Below are 20,646 nucleotides of genomic sequence, written 5' to 3'. Positions count from 1 at the left end.
ACTGTTCATCTTCGGCGTCAACGGTTGACACACAAGGCACCGATTACGCATTTTGCTTTACTTGCGCAAGCTGGGGCTGAAGCGCAACAGATCCAGCCCGGTATCGACCCAACGCTCGGCTTCGGTGTGCAATTCAAAACTGTCGGGGGCCAGCAACCACTGGTACAGGATGCCATCAATGTAAGCATGCAAGCTGACTGCGGCGCGGGCGGTGTCGAGGTTTTCCGGCAACTGGCCACGATTCACGGCATTACTCAGGGCCAGGCCGATCCGCACATTGCATTCAAGGCTGGCGGACACCCGTTGTTGGCGCAGGTCGCACATTTCATCGGTGAATTCGCACTTATGAAAAAGAATCTCATTGATGCGTCGGGTTTTCGGGTCCAGCGCAATTTGATGAAACAAATGAATCAACAGTTTGCGCATGCAGCCCAGGGGATCGAGTTCGTCTTCGCTTTCGCTGGCCTTGGCCATTTCTTCCAGTGGCTCATGCAAGGTGTCGAGCATGGCCTGCACCAGATCCGCCTTGTTGCTGAAATGCCAGTAGATGGCCCCTCGAGTGACGCCGGCCAGGGTCGCGATGTCCGCCAGGGTCGTGCGCGCCACGCCCCGCTCGTAAAAGGCCTTTTCGGCCGCCACGAGAATTTGCGCGCGGGTTTCCTGAGCTTCCTCTTTGGTACGACGGACCATGGCAGTACAACCTCAATCAGGGTACTTCAGCGATGCCTGAACATCGGCTGAATAAAAGTGGGGCGAACGTTCTGGGGGTTCGTCCCCGGCCTACAATTCCAACCTTTCAAAGGCTTGTGTAACGGCGTGGGTACATAGCCTGGGTATTTACAAACAGCCATGTACGTAAGTATATTCCTTAGCAAGCTACTTATCCACTCGGCAAACATTTTTCAACCTTCCACCTTTCTAGTGCGCACCTTGCGCGCCTGACCCGAGGATTTTCATGCAATTCAAGCCAGCTGTTACCGCTCTGGTCGCCGCCGTCGCCCTGGCATCGCTGCTCAGCGGATGCAAAAAGGAAGAGGCAGCACCGGCCGCCCCACCGCCTCAGGTCGGCGTCGTGACTCTGCAACCGCAAGCTTTCACCCTGACTTCCGATCTGCCCGGCCGCACCAGCGCGTTCCGCATTGCCGAAGTCCGCCCGCAGGTCAACGGCATCATTCTCAAGCGCCTGTTCAAGGAAGGCAGCGACGTCAAGGCCGGCCAGCAGCTCTATCAGATCGACCCGTCGATCTATGAAGCAACGCTCGCCAGCGCCGAAGCCAATCTGCGTTCGACCAAGTCGATTTCCGACCGCTACAAGCAACTGGTCGACGAGCAGGCCGTAAGCCGTCAGGAATACGACACCGCCGTGGCCAACCGCCTGCAATCGGAAGCGGCGCTGCAGACCGCACAGATCAACGTGCGCTACACCAAGGTCTATGCCCCGCTGACCGGCCGCATCGGCCGCTCCTCGGTGACCGAAGGCGCGCTGGTGAGCAATGCCCAGGTCGACGCGATGGCGGTGATCCAGCAAATCGACCCGATCTACGTCGACGTGACGCAGTCCTCGGTCGAGCTGCTGCAACTGCGCCGTGAGCTGGAAAGCGGTCGCCTGCAAAAGGCCGGCGACAACGCGGCCTCGGTCAAGCTGACCCTCGAAGACGGCAGCGAGTACAAGCTGGACGGCAAGCTGGAGTTCTCCGAAATCTCGGTTGACCAGACCACCGGTTCCGTCACCCTGCGCGCCATTTTCCCGAACCCTGATCACACTCTTCTGCCTGGCATGTTCGTGCACGCCAAGTTGCTGGCCGGTGTGAACAGCGCGGCGATCCTGGCCCCGCAGCAAGGCGTGACCCGCGACCTCAAGGGGACGCCAACCGCACTGGTTGTCGGCCCGGACAACAAGGTCGAACTGCGTCAACTCAAGGCCAACCGCACCGTCGGCAATCAATGGCTGATCGAAGACGGCCTGAAGGCCGGCGATCGCCTGATCACCGAAGGTCTGCAATTCGTCAAACCCGGCGTCGAAGTCAAGGCCAGTGAAGCGACCAACGTAGCCGCAAGGAACCCGGCCCCCGCCCAGGCAGCAGATAAAGCCTCTGGCGGCAAAGGGGAGTAAACCATGTCGAAATTTTTCATCGACCGTCCGATTTTCGCCTGGGTAATTGCCCTGGTGATCATGTTGGTCGGGGCACTATCGATCCTCAGGTTGCCGATCAACCAGTACCCGAGCATTGCACCTCCAGCGATCGCCATCTCCGTGACCTACCCGGGTGCTTCGGCACAAACGGTTCAGGACACCGTGGTTCAGGTGATCGAGCAACAGCTCAACGGTATCGACAACCTGCGTTATGTCTCGTCGGAAAGTAACTCCGACGGCACCATGACCATTACCGCGACCTTCGAGCAAGGCACCAACTCCGACACCGCGCAGGTTCAGGTCCAGAACAAGCTGAACCTGGCCACCCCGCTGCTGCCGCAAGAAGTGCAGCAACAGGGTATCCGTGTGACCAAGGCGGTGAAGAACTTCCTGTTGGTGATCGGCGTGGTGTCGCGTGACGGCAGCATGACCAAGGACGACCTGTCCAACTACATCGTGTCGAACATGCAGGACCCGATCTCGCGGACCGCCGGTGTCGGCGACTTCCAGGTGTTCGGTTCCCAGTACGCCATGCGCATCTGGCTCGACCCGGCCAAGTTGAACAACTACAACCTGACCCCGATCGACGTCAAAACCGCTATCGCCGCGCAAAACGTCCAGGTGTCATCCGGCCAGCTCGGCGGCCTGCCTGCCCTGCCCGACACCCAGCTGAACGCGACGATCATCGGCAAGACCCGCCTGCAGACCGCCGAGCAATTCGACAAGATCCTGCTCAAGGTCAACAAGGACGGTTCCCAGGTTCGCCTCAAAGATGTCGCCGAAGTCGGTCTGGGTGGCGAGAACTACAGCATCAACGCCCAGTTCAACGGCGCGCCGGCTTCCGGTCTGGCGGTGAAGCTGGCCACCGGTGCCAACGCTCTGGATACCGCCAAGGCCCTGCGCACGACCATCGACAGCCTCAAGCCGTTCTTCCCTGAAGGGATGGAAGTGGTGTTCCCGTACGACACCACCCCGGTGGTGACCGAATCGATCAGGGGCGTGGTTCACACCCTGGTCGAAGCGGTCGCGCTGGTGTTCCTGGTGATGTTCCTGTTCCTGCAAAACTTCCGCGCCACCATCATCACCACGATGACCGTGCCGGTGGTATTGCTCGGTACGTTCGGCATCCTCGCGGCAGCGGGTTTCAGCATCAACACCCTGACCATGTTCGGCATGGTGCTGGCCATCGGCTTGCTGGTGGACGACGCCATCGTCGTGGTGGAAAACGTCGAACGGGTGATGAGCGAAGAAGGCCTGTCACCCAAGGAAGCCACCAAGAAATCCATGGGCCAGATCCAGGGCGCACTGGTGGGTATTGCCCTGGTGCTGTCGGCGGTTCTGCTGCCCATGGCGTTCTTCAGCGGCTCCACCGGTGTGATTTACAAGCAGTTCTCGATCACCATCGTCTCGGCCATGGCCCTGTCGGTACTGGTCGCGCTGATCTTCACCCCGGCGCTCTGCGCCACCATGCTCAAGCCGATTCCGAAAGGCGAGCACGGCACCCCGAAACGCGGTTTCTTTGGCTGGTTCAACCGCAATTTCGACCGCGGCGTTCGCAGCTACGAACGCGGTGTCGGCAATATTCTGCAGCGCAAGATCCCGTACCTGTTGGCGTACCTGCTGATCGTGGTGGGCATGATCTGGCTGTTCACCCGCATTCCAACGGCGTTCCTGCCGGAAGAAGACCAGGGTGTACTGTTCGCCCAGGTGCAGACCCCGGCCGGTTCGACGTCGCAACGCACCCAGGTGGTCGTGGACGAAATGCGTGAATTCCTGCTTCGCCCTGGCAAGGATGGCGGTGAAGGCGATGCGGTGAACTCAGTGTTTACCGTGACCGGCTTCAACTTCGCCGGCCGTGGCCAGAGCTCGGGCATGGCGTTCATCATGCTGCGCCCGTGGGACGAACGTAACGCCGACAACAACGTGTTCAAGGTGGCGGCCCGTGCCCAGCAACACTTCTTCACCTTCCGCGATGCCATGGTGTTCGCCTTCGCGCCACCGGCGGTACTGGAACTGGGTAACGCCACCGGTTTCGATGTGTTCCTGCAGGACCGTGCCGGTATCGGCCACGAAAAACTGATGCAAGCGCGCAACCAGTTCCTCGGCATGGCCGCACAAAGCAAAATTCTGTCTCAGGTGCGTCCGAACGGCCTGAACGACGAACCGCAATACCAGCTGGAAATCGATGACGAGAAGGCCAGTGCCCTGGGCATTACCATCGCCGACATCAACAACACCCTGTCGATTGCCCTGGGCAGTAGCTACGTCAACGACTTCATCGACCGTGGTCGCGTGAAGAAGGTGTACGTGCAAGGCCAGCCAGGCGCTCGAATGGGCCCTGAAGACCTGCAGAAGTGGTACGTGCGCAATAGCGTCGGCACCATGGTTCCGTTCTCGGCGTTCGCCAAGGGCGAGTGGATTTACGGTTCGCCGAAACTGGCCCGTTACAACGGCGTGGAAGCGATGGAAATCCTCGGCGCCCCGGCGCCCGGCTATTCCACCGGTGAAGCCATGCTCGAAGTCGAAGCCATCGCCAAGAAACTGCCGGCGGGCGTCGGTATTTCCTGGACCGGCCTGTCGTACGAAGAGCGTCTGTCCGGCTCGCAAGCGCCGGCGCTGTACGCCCTGTCGCTGCTGATGGTGTTCCTGTGCCTGGCGGCGTTGTATGAAAGCTGGTCGATTCCGATCGCGGTGATGTTGGTGGTACCGTTGGGGATCATTGGTGCACTGATGGCCACCAGCCTGCGTGGTTTGTCCAACGACGTGTACTTCCAGGTAGGCTTGTTGACGACTATCGGTCTGGCGGCGAAAAACGCCATTCTGATTGTCGAATTTGCCAAGGAACTGCATGAACAAGGGCGTAGCCTGCGCGATGCGGCGATCGAGGCGTGCCGCATGCGTCTGCGACCGATCATCATGACCTCGCTCGCCTTCGTCCTCGGTGTGGTACCACTGGCGATATCCACCGGCGCAGGTTCCGGTAGCCAGCATGCAATCGGTACCGGCGTGATCGGCGGTATGATCACGGCCACTGTGCTGGCGATCTTCTGGGTCCCGCTGTTCTTCGTCACCGTGTCGTCCATAGGCCAGCGCAAAATCGCCGACCAGGATGACGCTACTGAAACTCCTAAAGAGGCTGGCTAATGAGCAAGTCGCTACTCTCCCTGGCAGTCGCCGCCTTCGTGCTCGGTGGCTGTTCGCTGATACCTGATTATCAGCAGCCCGAAGCGCCGGTGGCGGGCCAGTACCCGCAGGGCCTGGCGTATTCACCGGCCCAGGCTCCGGCGCAAGCGGCTGCCGAGCAGGGCTGGAAGCAGTTTTTCCATGACCCGGCGCTGCAACAGCTGATCCAGGTAGCCCTGGAAAACAACCGTGACCTGCGTGTCGCGGCCCTGAACATCGACGCGTTTGCGGCTCAGTACCGCATCTCCCGTGCCGATCTGTTCCCGGCCGTCTCGGCCAACGGCAGCGGCAGCCGTCAGCGGCTTCCGGCTGACGCCTCGCAGACCGGCGAAGCCGGCATCACCAGTTCCTACTCGGCCACTGTTGGCGTCAGTGCGTATGAACTCGACCTGTTCGGTCGGGTTCGCAGCCTGAACGAAGAAGCGTTGCAGAAGTACTTCGCCACCGAAGAAGGCCGCCGCAGCACGCAAATCAGCCTGGTGGCCAGTGTGGCCAATGCCTACCTGACCTGGCAGGCCGACAAGGAACTGTACAAGCTGACCCAGGACACCCTGGCCGCCTTCGAGGAGAGCTACAAGCTCACCGCCCGCAGCAACGAAGTCGGCGTCGCCTCGGCCCTGGACCTGGCGCAGTCGCGCACCTCGGTGGAAAACGCCCGTGCGCAACTGGCCAAGTACACCCGTCAGGTCGCCCAGGACGAGAACAGCCTGGTGCTGCTGCTCGGCACCGGTATCCCGGCCAACCTGCAAACGGCCAAACCGCTTGACGACGACCTGCTCAGCGACGTTCCGCCCGGCCTGCCGTCGGATTTGCTGCATCGTCGTCCGGACATCCTTCAGGCCGAGTACAACCTGAAGGCCGCCAACGCCAACATCGGCGCGGCGCGGGCTGCGTTCTTCCCGAGCATCAGCCTCACGGCCAATGCCGGCACCCTGAGCCCGGACCTGTCCGGTTTGTTCAAGGGTGGTTCGGGCACCTGGTTGTTCCAGCCGCAGATCAACCTGCCGATCTTCAACGCCGGTAGCCTGCGTGCCAGCCTGGATTACTCGAAAATCCAGAAAGACATCGGCGTGGCGAACTACGAGAAGTCCATTCAAACGGCCTTCCAGGAAGTCGCCGACGGCCTGGCCGCGCGCCAGACCTACGTCCAGCAGTTGCAGGCACAGAAAGACTTCGTCAGTGCCAACCAGGACTACTACCGCCTGGCCGAGCGTCGCTACCGCATCGGTGTCGACAGCAACCTGACATTCCTCGATGCCCAGCGTCAGCTGTTCAGTGCGCAACAGGTGCTGATCACCGACCGTCTGGCGCAGCTGGTCAGCCAGGTCAACCTGTACAAGGCCCTGGGTGGTGGCTGGAACGAACAGACGGCGAAGAACGAGCCGTTGAAAGAAGAAGCGCCGAAGATGAAGTTGTTCTGATAGCGTTGTGAAAACACGAAGCCCACCGATTGGTGGGCTTTTTGTTTTCAGACAAGATAAAACTTAAACGCGCTCATAGACACCTGCGAACGAGCGATTTTTTCTCGCATATTTAAAAACGATTAACCGTTGTTTTTTGCCCAAAACTCTTTAGTCACAACCTTAACTAGCACCCCCTCGGCATCGTGGTAGAGAAACTCGAATGAGCCTTTAATAGATTGCCCCGACGGTGCCGAAGAAACTTCAGAAATGATTAGTTTCCCTTTACCCCAGCCATCACCTGAAACAGCTCCAGGCCGCCCTTTACCGTAGATAGCCACGACTGCTGGAGGGTTATCAAAGGGGTTCTTGATTTCATACGTACCAACTTTCAATGCCTTTTCAGCGAGCAACATGACCGCAGGCACACGCACACCAGTATCCTCACCGAAAAATGCTTCGATTACTGTGCGCCAACTCTCAATATAAAAGTTGAACCACGTGGTCTCGAGCTTTTGCACCTCTCCATCCCTATGAACTTCCAGAGTGATATGCCCCTCTGCGCCCTCAACTACTTTTATTGCCTCTTTTTTCGTATCTGAAAAAGAAACCTGGTTTTCGCCACCCTTGCTCATGATCATTACTCCTTCGAATTTATCAATGAAACGAACTGCAAGTTATTCCTCGTTCAAACAAGACGCTACACTCGACAACTCATCCAAACAACTGTCATAACTGACAGCTAGACATCAATAGACTTTTTTACTAGCTTGGAGAATTTTGCTGCTCGTTCTTTCATTATCAATGAGCCAACACACTTAGTTCTGTTCGATAATCGCCCAAATCCCGCTTTTTACGATTGAACCATCCAGTACATTTCACGCACCATCCGAACCACAAAACCAATAACAACAGGTTCGACGCCATGCCTCCGCGCCCTGCCCTCTCCGGCTGACCCGCTTCGTTTTGTGCTGATTTCGAATATTCGTCTGCAACCCCGGGTTGCGGCATCACCCCGCTTCATCCCCAAGAATTAGAGAGACCCGAGCTCATGACGTCTTCCACCGCGCAGTATTTCGTTCCCAGCCTGATCGCCGCCGCCCTGGCCAGCGCGGCTCTGCCCGCCAGCGCCGAGGAGTCGGGTTTTGTCGAAGGGGCCAAGGTCAACCTGAACCTGCGCAACTTCTACATCAACCGCAACTTCACCAACCCGACCAAGGCCCAGGGCAAGGCTGAAGAATGGACGCAGAGTTTCATCCTCGATGCCAAGTCCGGGTTCACCCAGGGCACCGTCGGGTTCGGCATGGATGTGCTCGGTTTGTATTCGGTGAAGCTCGACGGCGGCAAAGGCACCGGTGGTACGCAACTGCTGCCGCTGGATCATGACGGTCGCCCGGCAGACAATTTTGGCCGTACCAACGTGGCGTTCAAGGCCAAGCTGTCGCAGACCGAAGTCAAAGTCGGCGAATGGATGCCGGTGCTGCCAATCCTGCGTTCCGACGATGGTCGCTCGTTGCCGCAAACCTTCCGAGGCGGCCAGATCACCTCGAAGGAAATCGCAGGCCTGACGCTCTACGGCGGCCAGTTCCGCCAGAACAGCCCGCGCGACGACAGCAGCATGGACGACATGTCGATGACCGGCAAAGCCGCATTCACCTCCGATCGTTTCAACTTTCAGGGCAGCGAGTACGTGTTCAATGACAAGCGCACCCAGATCGGTCTGTGGAACGCCGAGCTCAAGGACATCTACAGCCAGCAATTCATCAACCTGATCCACAGCCAGCCGCTTGGCGACTGGACCCTGGGCGCCAACCTGGGTTTCTTCTACGGCAAGGATGACGGCAGCGCCCGGGCAGGCGAGTTGGACAACAAGACAATGTACGGTTTGTTCTCGGCCAAATACGGCGGCAACACCTTCTACGTCGGCCTGCAAAAACTCACTGGTGACAATGCCTGGATGCGGGTCAACGGCACCAGCGGCGGTACCCTGGCCAACGACAGCTACAACTCCAGCTATGACAATGCCCGGGAGGAATCCTGGCAAGTACGCCACGACTACAACTTCGCCGCCCTGGGTGTACCGGGCCTGACCCTGATGAACCGCTACATCAGCGGTGACAATGTGCACACCGGCAGCATCACCGATGGCAAGGAATGGGGGCGCGAAAGTGAACTGGGCTACACCGTGCAGAGCGGTGCGCTGAAAGACCTGAACCTGAAATGGCGCAATTCGACCATGCGCCGCGACTACAGCAACAATGAGTTCGATGAGAACCGGGTGATCATCAGCTATCCGATCAGCCTCCTGTAATCACAAAAAAAATGTGGGAGCGAGCTTGCTCGCGATGGTGGACTGTCAGACGACACATATGTTGACTGACACGCCCTCATCGCGAGCAAGCTCGCTCCCACAGGTTGTACGGCGTTACCGCTTACTCCCGCGACTCAACCCCCAACTCATCCCACACCGACTCCGCCAGATGGAATGTCGCATTGGCCGCCGGAATCCCGCAGTAGATTGCGCTCTGCATGATCACTTCCTTGATCTCGCCACGGCTGACGCCGTTGTTGGCGGCGGCGCGCAGGTGCAGTCTGAGTTCGCCCTCGCGGTTCATGCCGATCAGCATGGCGATGGTGATCAGGCTGCGGGTGTGGCGCGGCAGGCCCGGGCGGGTCCAGATGTCACCCCAGGCGTGGCGGGTGATCATCTCCTGGAACTCCGAGTTGAACTCGGTCAGGGTAGTCAGGCTGCGGTCGACGTGGGCGTCGCCGAGGACCGCGCGACGGACTTCCATCCCCTCGTCGTAACGTTGTTTCTCATCCACGGGAATACCCTCAATCAGCCGACAGAAACGCCAGCACGCGCTCGCTGAACGCATTGCCTGCCTGGACGTTGGACAAATGCGCGGCGTAGAACTCGGCGTACTCGGCCCCGCGCACATGTTCCTGAATGAAATGCCCGCCGGACGGTGGCGTCACGGCGTCTTCGGTGCCAGCGATGACCAGCAACGGCACCTTGATCGCAGACAACTGATCGCGGAAATCGGCGTCACGCACCGCCGCGCAGTTGGCCGCATAGCCTTCTGGAGAAGTGGCCGCGAGCATGTCGGTAATCTGCTTGGCCGCCGCCGGGTTGGTTTCGGAGAAATCCGGGGTGAACCAGCGGGCAATCGACGCATCGCGCAGGGCAACCATGGCCGCCTGACCATCGCGCAGCACCATTTCAATGCGCGGGTTCCACACCGACGGATCGCCGATTTTCGCTGCGGTGTTGCACACGATCAGCTTGTTCAGGCGATCGCCGGCATTGATGCCCAGCCACTGGCCGATCAACCCGCCCATGGACAATCCGCAGAAATGCGCGCGCTCGATGTGCAACGCATCCAGCAGCGCCAGCACGTCGCGGCCCAGTTGCTCGATGCTGTACGGGCCAGTCGTCACCAGCGATTGGCCGTGACCACGGGTGTCGAAACGCAGAACGCGAAAATGCTTGGTGAACGCCGGAATCTGCGCGTCCCACATGTGCAGGTCCGTGCCCAGGGAGTTGGACAGCACCAGCACCGGCGCGTCGACCGGCCCATCGAGTTGGTAATGCAGTTCGCCCTCGGCGAGTTGTACAAATGCCACAGCAAGTCTCCTTCAGGCAATCAATGCAGAATGTTCAGCCACCGCGCGCTCGACCCAGGTTTTGGCCTGACCGAGATAGTGAGCGGGGTCCAGCAGATGATCGAGTTCAGCCGCCGAAAGCTCGGCGGTCACTTGCGGTTCGTCGCCGAGGACCGCGCGCAGGTGACGCTGTTCGGCCACGGCACGTTTGCAGCATTGTTCCAACAGATGGTGCGCGGCATCGCGTCCGACCCGTTGCGCGAGAACGATGCTCACCGCTTCGGCGAGCACCAGGCCCTGGGTCAAATCGAGGTTGCGAGCCATGCGCTCGGCATCCACCTCCAGCCCTTTGGCGATCAACAATGCTTGCTGCAGGCTGCCGGACACCAGGCAGCAAATCTCCGGCAGGGTTTCCCACTCGGCATGCCATAGACCGAGACTGCGCTCGTGTTCCTGGGGCATGGCGCTGAACAGCGTCGAGAGCAAACCAGGTACACGCGTCGCCGCGCCGATCAACACCGCCGCGCCCACCGGATTGCGTTTGTGCGGCATGGTCGAGGAACCGCCCTTGCCCGGCGCCGAGGGTTCGAACACTTCCGCGGCCTCGGTCTGCATCAACAGGCTGATATCGCGACCGAGTTTGCCGAGACTGCCGGCGATCAGGCCGAGCACGGCACCGAACTCCACCACGCGATCGCGCTGGGTGTGCCACGGCTGATCGGGCAAGGTCAGTTGCAGCTCTCCGGCCAGCGCCTGGGCAATCGGCATGGCCTGTTCGCCAAGGGCCGCAAGGGTTCCGGAAGCACCGCCGAATTGCAGCACCAACAGGCGTGGCTTGAGTTCGGCCAAGCGTTGGCGACTGCGGGTCACCGCCCCCAGCCAACCGGCGATCTTCATGCCGAGGGTGACCGGTGTCGCATGCTGCAGCCAGGTACGTCCGGCCAATGGCGTGATCGCGTAGCGCCGGGCCTGGGACGCGAGGGTCTGTCCCAGTTGTGCCAGGTCGCCTTCGATCAGTTCCAGAGCGCGGCGTAGTTGCAGCACCAGGCCGCTGTCCATCACGTCCTGGCTGGTCGCGCCCAGATGCACATAGCGCTCGGCTTCGGCATCGGTGGCCGCGATCTGTTTGCCCAGCGCCTTGACCAACGGAATGGCCGAATTACCCGCCGTGGCAATCGCCTCGCCCAACGCTGCAAAGTCATAAAGTCCGGCGCGGCAAGCCGCTTCAATCGGCGCGACAACACTCGACGGAATCAACCCTGCCTGCGCTTCGGCCCGGGCCAGTGCCGCTTCAAAATCGAGCATGGCCTGGACCCGGCCCTGATCGCAGAACACCTCACGCATATCGCGGGCCGTGAAATAGGCATCGAACAATTGATTGCCCGGTCGCTGGTTCATAAACAGTTCCTGAAGACGCGGGCCTTTGCGGCCCGCGTGTGAAGATCAAAGATCGTGATGCAGATACTTCGCCTGTTTCGGCAGACGCAGGCTGAACAGGAACGCGATCGCCATCATTACCGTCACGTACCAGTAAAAGGAGTTTTCCATGCCCACGGCCTTGAGGCTCAAGGCCACATACTCCGCCGAACCCCCGAAGATCGCATTCGCCACCGCGTATGCCAGGCCGACACCCAGTGCACGCACCTCAGGCGGGAACATCTCGGCTTTCACCAGACCGCTGATCGAGGTGTAGAAACTGACGATCGACAGCGCCAGGGTAATCAGCACGAAGGCCAGAAACGGACTGGTCACGCTTTTCAGGCTCAACAGGATAGGCACGGTGCACAGCGTGCCGAGGGCGCCGAACCAGAGCATCGAGTTACGCCGGCCGATCTTGTCGGCGAGCATGCCGAAAACCGGCTGCATGCACATATAGAGGAACAGCGCGCCGGTCATGATGTAGCTGGCGGTCTTGGCCGGCATGCCGGCGGTGTTCACCAGGTACTTCTGCATGTACGTGGTGAAGGTGTAGAAAATCAGCGAACCGCCGGCGGTGTAACCGAGTACAGTGATGAACGCGGCTTTATGGTCGCGAAACAGGGCGCTGATGCTGCCGGCATCCTTGTTTTCGCGCATTTCCTTGCTGGTGGTTTCTTTCAGCGAACGGCGCAGATACAGCGAAACCAGCGCCGCCATGGCACCCACCACGAAGGGTATCCGCCAGCCGTAGGCACGCAGGTCATCTTCGGTGAGGAACTGTTGCAGGATCACCACCAGCGACACCGCGAGCAACTGGCCGCCGATCAGGGTCACGTACTGGAACGAGGCGAAGAATCCGCGCTGGCCCTTGAGCGCCACTTCGCTCATGTAGGTCGCGGTCGTGCCGTACTCACCGCCCACCGACAAGCCTTGCAGCAAACGGGCGAACAGCAGCAGGATCGGCGCCCAGACCCCGATGCTGTTGTAGGTCGGCAGGCAGGCGATCAGCAGCGAGCCGAAGCACATCATCAGAATCGAGATCAACATCGAATTCTTGCGTCCGTGCTTGTCCGCCAGCCGTCCGAAAATCCAGCCACCAATCGGTCGCATCAGGAACCCGGCGGCGAATACGCCAGCGGTGTTGACCAACTGTACCGTAGGGTTATCGGACGGGAAAAAGGCCGGCGCGAAATAGATCGCACAGAAGGCGTAGACGTAGAAGTCGAACCATTCGACCAGGTTGCCGGACGAGGCACCGACAATGGCGAAGATCCGCTTGTTGCGTTCTTCGCCGGTATAAAGAGCTATAGGTGCTGTGGGTGTTGTCATTGTTTTTTCACTCAATGGGGACAGAGAGAGTCTAGACACACTTTGCAACACTCCCGTTCCACAGATACATCCGCGATTCGTACCCCCTGTAGGAGCGAGCCTGCTCGCGATAGCAGTGTGTCAGACGACATCGACGGTGAATGTACCGACGCCATCGCGAGCGGGCTCGCTCCTACAGGTGAACAGTGTTCACTCAATAATCGAAGAACACCGTCTCGGCATCGGTACCCTGCAGAATCACGTTCCACTGGTACACACCCGACGCATCCTGCCTGGCCAGCAGCGTACTGCGGCGCTCGGCCGGCACGCACTCCAGCAACGGATCGTTGACGTTGGCGACTTCGCCATCAAAGTAAATCCGCGTCAGCAAGTGCTTGACCAGGCCACGGGCAAACACCAGCACCACCAGGTGCGGTGCCTGGGTCGTGCCTTTGAGCCCCTCGACCGTACCGGGCTTGATGGTGGTGAAACGGAAACGCCCTTCGGCATCCACCGGCACCCGGCCAAAGCCTTCGAAATTCGGGTCCAGGGGTTTGTCCTGGTCGTCTTCCGGGTGGTCATACTTGCCGGCGGCGTTGGCCTGCCAGACTTCCAGCATCGCGTCGTTGACGATGTCGCCATTGCCGTCGACCACTTGCCCGGTGATCGCCACGCGTTCGCCCAGGGTTTGCTCGACGGTCAGGTTTTCGCGGTTCAGCCAGGTCAGGCCGATGTGGTAGTACGGCCCGACGGTGTGGGACGTGGTCGCAGTCAGCGTCATCTTATTTCTCCATCGGCGTGGCGTCGCGGCCGCGCAAAACGATGTCCCAACGATAACCGAGGGCATAGGAAGGGATGGTTTTTTCCAGGTCGAAGCTGGCGATCAAGCGCTCCTTGGCGCTGGTATCGGGCACGCAGTTGTAGATCGGGTCGTACGCCAGCAGCGGGTCGCCCGGGAAATACATCTGCGTCACAAGGCGCGTGAGGATGCTCGGCCCGAACAACGAGAAGTGAATGTGCGCCGGGCGCCAAGCGTTGTGGTGGTTACCCCACGGGTACGCACCGGGTTTGATGGTCTGGAACTGATACCAGCCATCGGCGTCGGTCACGGTGCGGCCAGTGCCGGTGAAATTCGGGTCCAGCGGTGCATCGTGCAGGTCGCGGGCATGAGCGTAGCGACCAGCGGCGTTGGCCTGCCAGATCTCCACCAGAATCCCCGGCACCGGCAGACCGTTTTCATCCAGCACGCGGCCGTGGATGATGATGCGCTCACCCTGTGGCTGCCCCTCGTGCTGGGCGGTCAGGTCGCTGTCCTTCTCGTTGACACGCTCGGCGCCGATGGTCGGACCGGTAATTTCCGACAACGAATGGGGCAGCAATACCAACGGTTTCGACGGCGAGCGCAGGTTGGTGGATTGATAGGTCGGGTGCAGGTACTCCGGTTGAGTGCCCGCCTGCGGGCGACGGTAACCAGGCTTGTCAGTCATTACACTTTCCTCAGTTCTTATTAGCCGACAGGGTGGGTCAGACCCGTTCGATCGCCAAAGCCAGACCTTGGCCAACACCAACGCACATGGTCGCCAGACCTTTCTTGCCGCCGGTTTTTTCCAGCTGATGCAATGCGGTCAACACCAGTCGTGCGCCGCTCATGCCCAATGGATGGCCCAAGGCAATGGCGCCACCGTTCGGGTTGACCTGGACCGCGTCGTCGGCGATCCCCAGTTCACGCAGCACCGCCAGGCCCTGGCTTGCGAAGGCTTCGTTGAGTTCGATCACGTCGAAATCGCTGACCGCCACACCGAGGCGTTCGATCAGTTTACGCACCGCCGGCACCGGGCCGATGCCCATTACACGCGGAGCAACACCGGCGCTGGCCATGCCGAGCACTTTGGCGCGGGCAGTCAGACCGTGTTTCTTCACCGCTTCGGCCGAAGCCAGGATCAACGCGGCAGCACCGTCGTTCACACCGGAGGCATTGCCGGCGGTGACGGTTTTGTCGGGACCGTTGACCGGTTTCAGTTTGGTCAGGGCTTCCAGGGTGGTGTCGGCGCGAGGATGCTCGTCCTGGCTGACCACGATTTCACCCTTCTTGTGGGCAATGCGCACTTCAACGATTTCTTCGGCGAAGTACCCGGCAGCTTGCGCGGCGGCCGTGCGTTGTTGACTGCGCAGGGCGAACGCGTCCTGATCGGCGCGGGACACCTTGTAATCGTCGGCCACGTTGTCAGCGGTCTGCGGCATCGCATCCACGCCGTACTGGGCTTTCATCAACGGGTTGATAAAGCGCCAGCCGATGGTGGTGTCTTCGAGCTTCATGTTGCGCGAAAACGCCGCGTCAGCCTTGCCCATCACGAACGGTGCGCGGGACATCGACTCGACGCCGCCGGCGATCGTCAGCTCCATTTCGCCGCTGGCGATGGCGCGGAACGCGGTGCCGATGGCATCCATGCCCGACGCGCAGAGGCGGTTGAGGGTCACGCCAGGAATGGTTTCCGGCAGACCGGCCAGCAACAGCGCCATACGTGCAACGTTGCGGTTGTCTTCACCGGCCTGGTTGGCGCAGCCGAGGAACACCTCGTCCACCGCGTTCCAGTCCACCGAGGGGTTACGCTCCATCAAGGCCTTGATCGGCACGGCGGCCAGGTCGTCGGCGCGAACCGTCGACAGGCCACCGCCGAAACGGCCGATGGGGGTACGAATCGCGTCGCAGATATAAACGTCACGCATCACGCTTCTCCGGGGGCTTGGCCGTGGGCGGCAGCAGTGCGGGCTTCGAGATCACGCAATGCGGTCAGTTCGACTTCTGTTGGCTCAGCGGTTTGCTCAACGTTGTCGGCAAAACGAATCGCCCAACCGGTGGCGGCGACCACTTGCTCGCGGGTCACGCCCGGGTGCAGTGCGGTGACCACGAATTCGTGGGTGCCCTCCTCCGGTTCCATGATGCACAGGTCGGTGATGATCCCTACCGGACCGGCGCCTGGCAGGCCAAGACGCTTGCGCGAATCGCCACCCTCACCGTGACCGACCGAGGTAATGAAGTCGAGTTTGTCGACAAAGGAGCGCGACGACTGCTTGAGGATAATCAATACGCTCTTGGCGGAACCGGCAATCTCCGGCGCGCCACCGGCACCCGGCAAACGGACTTTCGGCGCGTGGTAATCACCCACCACGGTGGTGTTGATGTTGCCGAAACGGTCGACCTGCGCCGCGCCGAGGAAACCGACGTCAATGCGTCCGCCCTGCAGCCAGTAGCGGAAAATCTCGCCGGTCGGGACCACGGTGTCGGCGGTTTCCGCCAACTCACCGTCACCGATCGACAGTGGCAATACACTTGGCTTGGCACCGATCGGACCCGATTCGTAGATCAGGACGACATCAGGCGAAGAAGTCAGGCGCGCCAGGTTGGCCGCTTTCGACGGCAGGCCGATACCGACGAAGCACACCGAACCGTTCTTCAGACGGCGAGCGGCAGCGACGGTCATCATTTCATTGGTGGTGTAAGTCATTACTTCGCCTCCGAAGCGGCGGCCAGTTTGGCCTGGAACTCGCTGAAGTCAGCGCTGCCGTGGATGTATTCGTTGATCCACGCGGTGAAGGTTTCACGGTCGCGGGCAATCGGGTCCCAGGCCTGGTAGAAGCGGTTGTCGCGCTCGTTGTAACCATGGGCGTAGGACGGATGCGCGCCGCCAGGTACGTGGCAAACCGCGCTCAGGGCCCAGGTTGGCAATACACAGGAGTTCATCGGTGCATTGAGGTCGTCGACGATTTCCTCAACGGTGACGATGCAACGCTTGGCGGCCAGTGCGGCTTCTTTCTGCACGCCGAGGATGCCCCAGAGCAGCACGTTGCCCTTGCGGTCGGCTTTCTGCGCGTGAATCACGGTAATGTCCGGGCGCACTGAAGGCACGGCGGCCAACACTTCGCCTGTGAACGGGCAGGTAACCGATTTGATCAGCGGGTTGACCTTCGGCAGGTCGGAACCGGCGTAAGCACGCAGTACCGCGAACGGCAGGCCGGAAGCACCGGCAACGTAGGCGTTGGCCAGGTCGGCGTGGCTGTGTTCTTCGATCTCCAGCGCGTGGGGCCACTGTTTCTCGACGGCGTCACGCAGACGGTGCAGAGAACCTACGCCAGGGTTACCACCCCAGGAGAAAATCAGCTTGCGGGCACAACCGGCACCGATCAACTGGTCGTAGATCAAGTCAGGGGTCATCCGCACCAGGGTCAGGTCTTTCTTGCCCTGGCGAATGATTTCGTGACCCGCCGCCGTCGGGATCAGGTGAGTAAAGCCTTCGAGCGCGACCGTATCGCCGTCGTTTACGAATTGCTTCACCGCGTCGTGCAGCGAAAGGATTTCAGCCATTGGGGCAGGCTCCCGTTTATTGTTAACCGACAGTGGAAGAAGGCGCCGATGCGCAGCGCCGGAATGACTGAAGATTAAGCCCGTGCAAAACGCCAAACAATCCGATAATCGACTAAGCGTTCGATTATCGAACATATTGTTACTTGGCTACCGATCCCCAAAAGCTTCGCGAGCAGGCTCCCCCACAGAGGAATGCGATCACCGTGAGAGCGAGCCTGCTCGCGAAGAGACCCGCACATTCACTAAGGAATCTGGCTGGTGGCCTCAGGTCGCATCCGCATGACTGACCATGCCCTTGATCACCACCGCTGTCGTCGCCAGTGCCGCCGGAATCACCAGCGCCGTCAGCACTTGCTCGAAGTTCCAGCCCAGCCCCAGCAGCGTCGCGCCCATCCAGGCACCAAGGATGGCGCCGAAGCGGCCGATGCCGAGCATCCACGACACCCCGGTGGCCCGCCCTTGAGTCGGATAGAACCGCGCCGCCAGTGACGGCATCGCCGATTGAGCACCGTTGACACACATCCCGGCCACCAGTACCAGGGTCGCCAGGATTGTGATGTTGCCCAGGCTCTGCCCTACCGCGTAGGCAAACACCCCGGCCAGCAGGTAGAAAGTACCGATGACCTTGTGCGGATTGAACCGGTCCATTGCCCAGCCCACGCCCACCGCACTCAGCACGCCACCCAACTGGAACAGCGCGCCGATGAAGGCCGCCTGCTCCATGCTCGCGCCACTGTCACGCATCAGGGTCGGCAGCCAACTGGTCAACAGGTAAACGATCACCAGGCCCATGAAGTAGGTCAGCCACAACAGCAAAGTGCCGGTGCTGTAGGTGCCGGAGAAAATCACCGCGAACACATTGCGCGCCTTCACGGTTTTCTGTTCCGGGACGCTGAAGCTCGACGCCTGGGCCACCACCGTCGGGTCAATCGGCGCCAGTGCCTTGCGCACTTTGTCCGTACCGCGGTTGCGCACCACAAGGTAACGCGCCGACTCCGGTAGCCAGAGCAGCAAAACGACGGCGAGGATCAACGGCAGAATCCCACCGATCAGCAGCAGGCTATGCCAGCCAAAGGCCGGAATGAGCTTGGCCGAGATAAATCCACCGCCGGCCATGCCGAGGTTGAAGCCGCAGAACATGCTGGTCACCAGCAGGGACTTCTTGCGCTCCGGGGTGTACTCCGACAGCAAGGTCGTGGCGTTCGGCATGCCGGCACCCAGACCCAGGCCGGTCAGGAAGCGCAACACCAGCAACTGATCGACATTGCTGCTGTAGGCCGAGGCCAGGCTGAAGGCGCCGAACAACAGCACCGCACCGACCAGTACGACTTTTCGCCCGAAGCGGTCAGCCAGAGGACCGGAGCCCAGTGCGCCGAAGACCATGCCGATCAACGCCGCACTCATTACCGGACCGAGACTGGCGCGGTCGATACCCCAGTCCTGGGACAGGGCCGGGGCGATGAAGCCCATGGCCGCAGTGTCGAGGCCATCGAGGAAGACAATCAGGAAACACAGGATCACCACGCGCCACTGATAGCGCGAAATGGGTTGGGCATTGATGAAGGACTGCACGTCGAGGCAGTTTCCTACAGCAGACTGAGGCTGGTTCATTATTTTTATTCCACGGATCGCAGTCGAACGGTGTCAGCAGATGCTGACGAAGCCGCGACAGTAATGATCCGGAGGAAACAGCGTCAATTCACCCAACGCGACTCTGTGCGTTTATCGAACACCTTAAGTGAACAGCTGGGTGCTCAGGTCGCGACTGGCACTCAACAGGCCGGGCAGAAAACGCTGTTCCAGCTCATTGCGGCTGACTCGCCCGGCGTGGGTGCTGACATTGAGGGCCGCAACCACCTGGCCGGAAGCGTCGTACACCGGGACAGCAATCGAACGCAGCCCTTGCTCGAGTTCCTGATCGACTATGCACCAGCCTTGCTGTCGCACCTCTTGCAGGCATTCGAGCAATGCCTCGGGAGTGTGGATCGTACGGCTGGTCTTGGCCTGCAATTCGGCGTGATCGAGGTATTCGCCCAGCGACGTGTCATCCAGCGCGGCCAGCAGAATCCGCCCCATCGACGTGCAATAGGCCGGCAAGCGCCCGCCCACCGACAGGTCCACCGAAATCAGGCGCTGGGTGGTTGCGGAGCGGGCGATGTACAGAATGTCATCACCCTCCAGCGTGGCCATATTGCAGGCCTCGTGCAGTTGCTCGCTCATGCGGTCCAGGTACGGCTGGGCGGAAACCGCCAGCGGCGTCGAGGACACATAGGCATGGCCGAGGGTCAGCACTTTGGGCAGCAACGAATAGGTGCGGCCGTCGGTGGTGGCGTAGCCGAGCTTGATCAGGGTGTGCAGGCAACGGCGCACGGCGGCGCGGGGAATTTCCGTGCGGTGGCTGATCTGAGCGATGGTCAGGTGCCGTTTGCGCTCCTGGAACGCTTGCACCACGGCCAGGCCACGAGCCAGGGACGTCATGAAATCCGGGTCGCCGGTCAGTGCCTGGATCCGTTTGGCTGGCGAGGCCACGATGGGAGGAGCCACTGAAGCGAAGGAATTGCGCAATTGATCGTTCATACAAGGTCCTTTTACCCATTCGGATCGGCGACTATTACAAAGGGCTGGCGCCTGACGCTCAAGCCCGCCCCGTCAACTCCGTGCGATTATCGAACGCTCGACCGATAATCGCAATCTGTCGTGTAAATCCCCTCCGGTGCGCTGATGTCCGGTTTTCGCTGATTTGCGCCCCTCATGTTTACACCGACTCGACACAGGACTTAAGGGGCAATCCAATTGCCGTAACTTGCCTGACTTAATGGCGTCAGAAAGGCATCGCGGCGATCTGGTATCAGTCGACGTTCTAGTTAATCGCAAAGTATCGAGCAACAAAACGGTCACACACCAAGAACAACTTTTAACTCTTTGGAGATAGTGTTCTTCAAATCGGCCGCTATAATACAATTCAGTAGCGCTTCGGTTTTTTACTTGCCGAACCCGCTGCCCGGCAATGCGATGTTCCATCACCGTTGCCCGCTGCAAGCGCCAGATCCGCATTGCACAGCCTTGCCGATGCGCTTGCCGAAACAGGAAACTGAAGCTACGTCAGCTGTTTATCTCTGGTGCCGTGGCCGCCTGTGACATGGAAGTATTGATCACGTTGTTGCCAAAAACGATGCCTTGACGGGCATTGCCCATTCGACGAATGTGATCAACCGATTTGATGCAGCGCGTTT

At 60.3% G+C, this 20,646-nt stretch carries 17 protein-coding genes; 4 read left to right on the top strand and 13 right to left on the bottom strand.

Annotated elements, in window-relative coordinates:
• Window positions 1-57: 57 nt before the first annotated feature.
• Window positions 58-690 carry an efflux system transcriptional repressor EmhR gene (gene emhR, locus AC3ITA_RS06330; RefSeq protein WP_095945410.1) on the bottom strand — a complete coding sequence of 211 codons (633 nt, stop codon included), beginning with the start codon at window positions 688-690 and terminating at the stop codon, window positions 58-60.
• Between the two features lie 265 nt (window positions 691-955).
• Between emhR and AC3ITA_RS06325 the strand changes: the two genes are divergently transcribed.
• Genes AC3ITA_RS06325 through emhC form a run of 3 tightly spaced genes read left to right on the top strand, consistent with a single transcriptional unit; the run spans window position 956 to window position 6,738 of the window.
• Window positions 956-2,113: an efflux RND transporter periplasmic adaptor subunit gene (locus AC3ITA_RS06325; RefSeq protein WP_150673112.1), complete on the top strand. Its 1,158-nt coding sequence runs from the start codon at window positions 956-958 to the stop codon at window positions 2,111-2,113.
• 3 nt (window positions 2,114-2,116) lie between these two features.
• Window positions 2,117-5,278, top strand: coding sequence for an efflux RND transporter permease subunit EmhB (gene emhB / locus AC3ITA_RS06320; protein ID WP_095945408.1), 3,162 nt, complete (start codon window positions 2,117-2,119; stop codon window positions 5,276-5,278).
• The gene (gene emhC, locus AC3ITA_RS06315; RefSeq protein ID WP_150673114.1) at window positions 5,278-6,738 is read left to right on the top strand and encodes an efflux RND transporter outer membrane subunit EmhC; all 1,461 of its coding nucleotides are present in this window, start codon (window positions 5,278-5,280) and stop codon (window positions 6,736-6,738) included. The genes emhB and emhC overlap by 1 nt, the downstream gene beginning before the upstream one ends.
• A gap of 122 nt (window positions 6,739-6,860) precedes the next feature.
• On the opposite strand, the gene AC3ITA_RS06310 is transcribed toward emhC, so the two are convergent.
• Window positions 6,861-7,352 carry a hypothetical protein gene (locus AC3ITA_RS06310; protein ID WP_150673115.1) on the bottom strand — a complete coding sequence of 164 codons (492 nt, stop codon included), beginning with the start codon at window positions 7,350-7,352 and terminating at the stop codon, window positions 6,861-6,863.
• 416 nt (window positions 7,353-7,768) lie between these two features.
• Here AC3ITA_RS06310 and AC3ITA_RS06305 point away from each other — a divergent pair, with 416 nt between their 5' ends.
• Window positions 7,769-9,028 carry an OprD family porin gene (locus AC3ITA_RS06305; RefSeq protein WP_150673116.1) on the top strand — a complete coding sequence of 420 codons (1,260 nt, stop codon included), beginning with the start codon at window positions 7,769-7,771 and terminating at the stop codon, window positions 9,026-9,028.
• A 121-nt stretch (window positions 9,029-9,149) separates the two neighbouring features.
• Here AC3ITA_RS06305 and pcaC read toward each other — a convergent pair whose 3' ends face one another.
• The 11 genes from pcaC to pcaR form a co-directional block, all read right to left on the bottom strand.
• Window positions 9,150-9,542 carry a 4-carboxymuconolactone decarboxylase gene (pcaC, locus tag AC3ITA_RS06300; protein ID WP_150673117.1) on the bottom strand — a complete coding sequence of 131 codons (393 nt, stop codon included), beginning with the start codon at window positions 9,540-9,542 and terminating at the stop codon, window positions 9,150-9,152.
• A gap of 10 nt (window positions 9,543-9,552) precedes the next feature.
• Window positions 9,553-10,344, bottom strand: coding sequence for a 3-oxoadipate enol-lactonase (pcaD, locus tag AC3ITA_RS06295; RefSeq protein ID WP_489279769.1), 792 nt, complete (start codon window positions 10,342-10,344; stop codon window positions 9,553-9,555).
• A gap of 12 nt (window positions 10,345-10,356) precedes the next feature.
• A complete protein-coding gene (locus AC3ITA_RS06290) occupies window positions 10,357-11,721 on the bottom strand; it encodes a 3-carboxy-cis,cis-muconate cycloisomerase (protein ID WP_489279767.1) in 1,365 nt (454 codons plus the stop codon).
• A gap of 45 nt (window positions 11,722-11,766) precedes the next feature.
• Window positions 11,767-13,071, bottom strand: a complete 1,305-nt coding sequence (locus AC3ITA_RS06285; protein WP_095945402.1) for an MFS family transporter — start codon at window positions 13,069-13,071, stop codon at window positions 11,767-11,769.
• 193 nt (window positions 13,072-13,264) lie between these two features.
• The gene (gene pcaG, locus AC3ITA_RS06280) at window positions 13,265-13,831 is read right to left on the bottom strand and encodes a protocatechuate 3,4-dioxygenase subunit alpha (protein WP_095945401.1); all 567 of its coding nucleotides are present in this window, start codon (window positions 13,829-13,831) and stop codon (window positions 13,265-13,267) included.
• A gap of 1 nt (window position 13,832) precedes the next feature.
• Window positions 13,833-14,537: a protocatechuate 3,4-dioxygenase subunit beta gene (pcaH, locus tag AC3ITA_RS06275; protein WP_414929191.1), complete on the bottom strand. Its 705-nt coding sequence runs from the start codon at window positions 14,535-14,537 to the stop codon at window positions 13,833-13,835.
• Window positions 14,538-14,574: 37 nt separating this feature from the next.
• Entirely contained in the window at window positions 14,575-15,780 is a 1,206-nt protein-coding gene (pcaF, locus tag AC3ITA_RS06270; RefSeq protein ID WP_489279765.1) for a 3-oxoadipyl-CoA thiolase, read from the bottom strand.
• Window positions 15,777-16,556 (bottom strand): CoA-transferase subunit beta, encoded by a 780-nt coding sequence (locus AC3ITA_RS06265; RefSeq protein WP_095945398.1) that lies wholly within the window; start codon window positions 16,554-16,556, stop codon window positions 15,777-15,779. Before AC3ITA_RS06265 ends, pcaF begins: the two co-directional genes overlap by 4 nt.
• Window positions 16,556-17,413, bottom strand: coding sequence for a CoA transferase subunit A (locus AC3ITA_RS06260; protein WP_008054173.1), 858 nt, complete (start codon window positions 17,411-17,413; stop codon window positions 16,556-16,558). Before AC3ITA_RS06260 ends, AC3ITA_RS06265 begins: the two co-directional genes overlap by 1 nt.
• A gap of 264 nt (window positions 17,414-17,677) precedes the next feature.
• Window positions 17,678-19,024, bottom strand: a complete 1,347-nt coding sequence (gene pcaK / locus AC3ITA_RS06255; RefSeq protein ID WP_095945397.1) for a 4-hydroxybenzoate transporter PcaK — start codon at window positions 19,022-19,024, stop codon at window positions 17,678-17,680.
• Between the two features lie 123 nt (window positions 19,025-19,147).
• Window positions 19,148-19,990 carry a pca regulon transcriptional regulator PcaR gene (gene pcaR / locus AC3ITA_RS06250; protein WP_095945396.1) on the bottom strand — a complete coding sequence of 281 codons (843 nt, stop codon included), beginning with the start codon at window positions 19,988-19,990 and terminating at the stop codon, window positions 19,148-19,150.
• Window positions 19,991-20,646 lie beyond the last annotated feature (656 nt).

The sequence above is a fragment of the Pseudomonas sp. GL_090 genome, from assembly GCF_057837765.1.
This window is presented reverse-complemented; position numbering and strand designations above follow the sequence as displayed.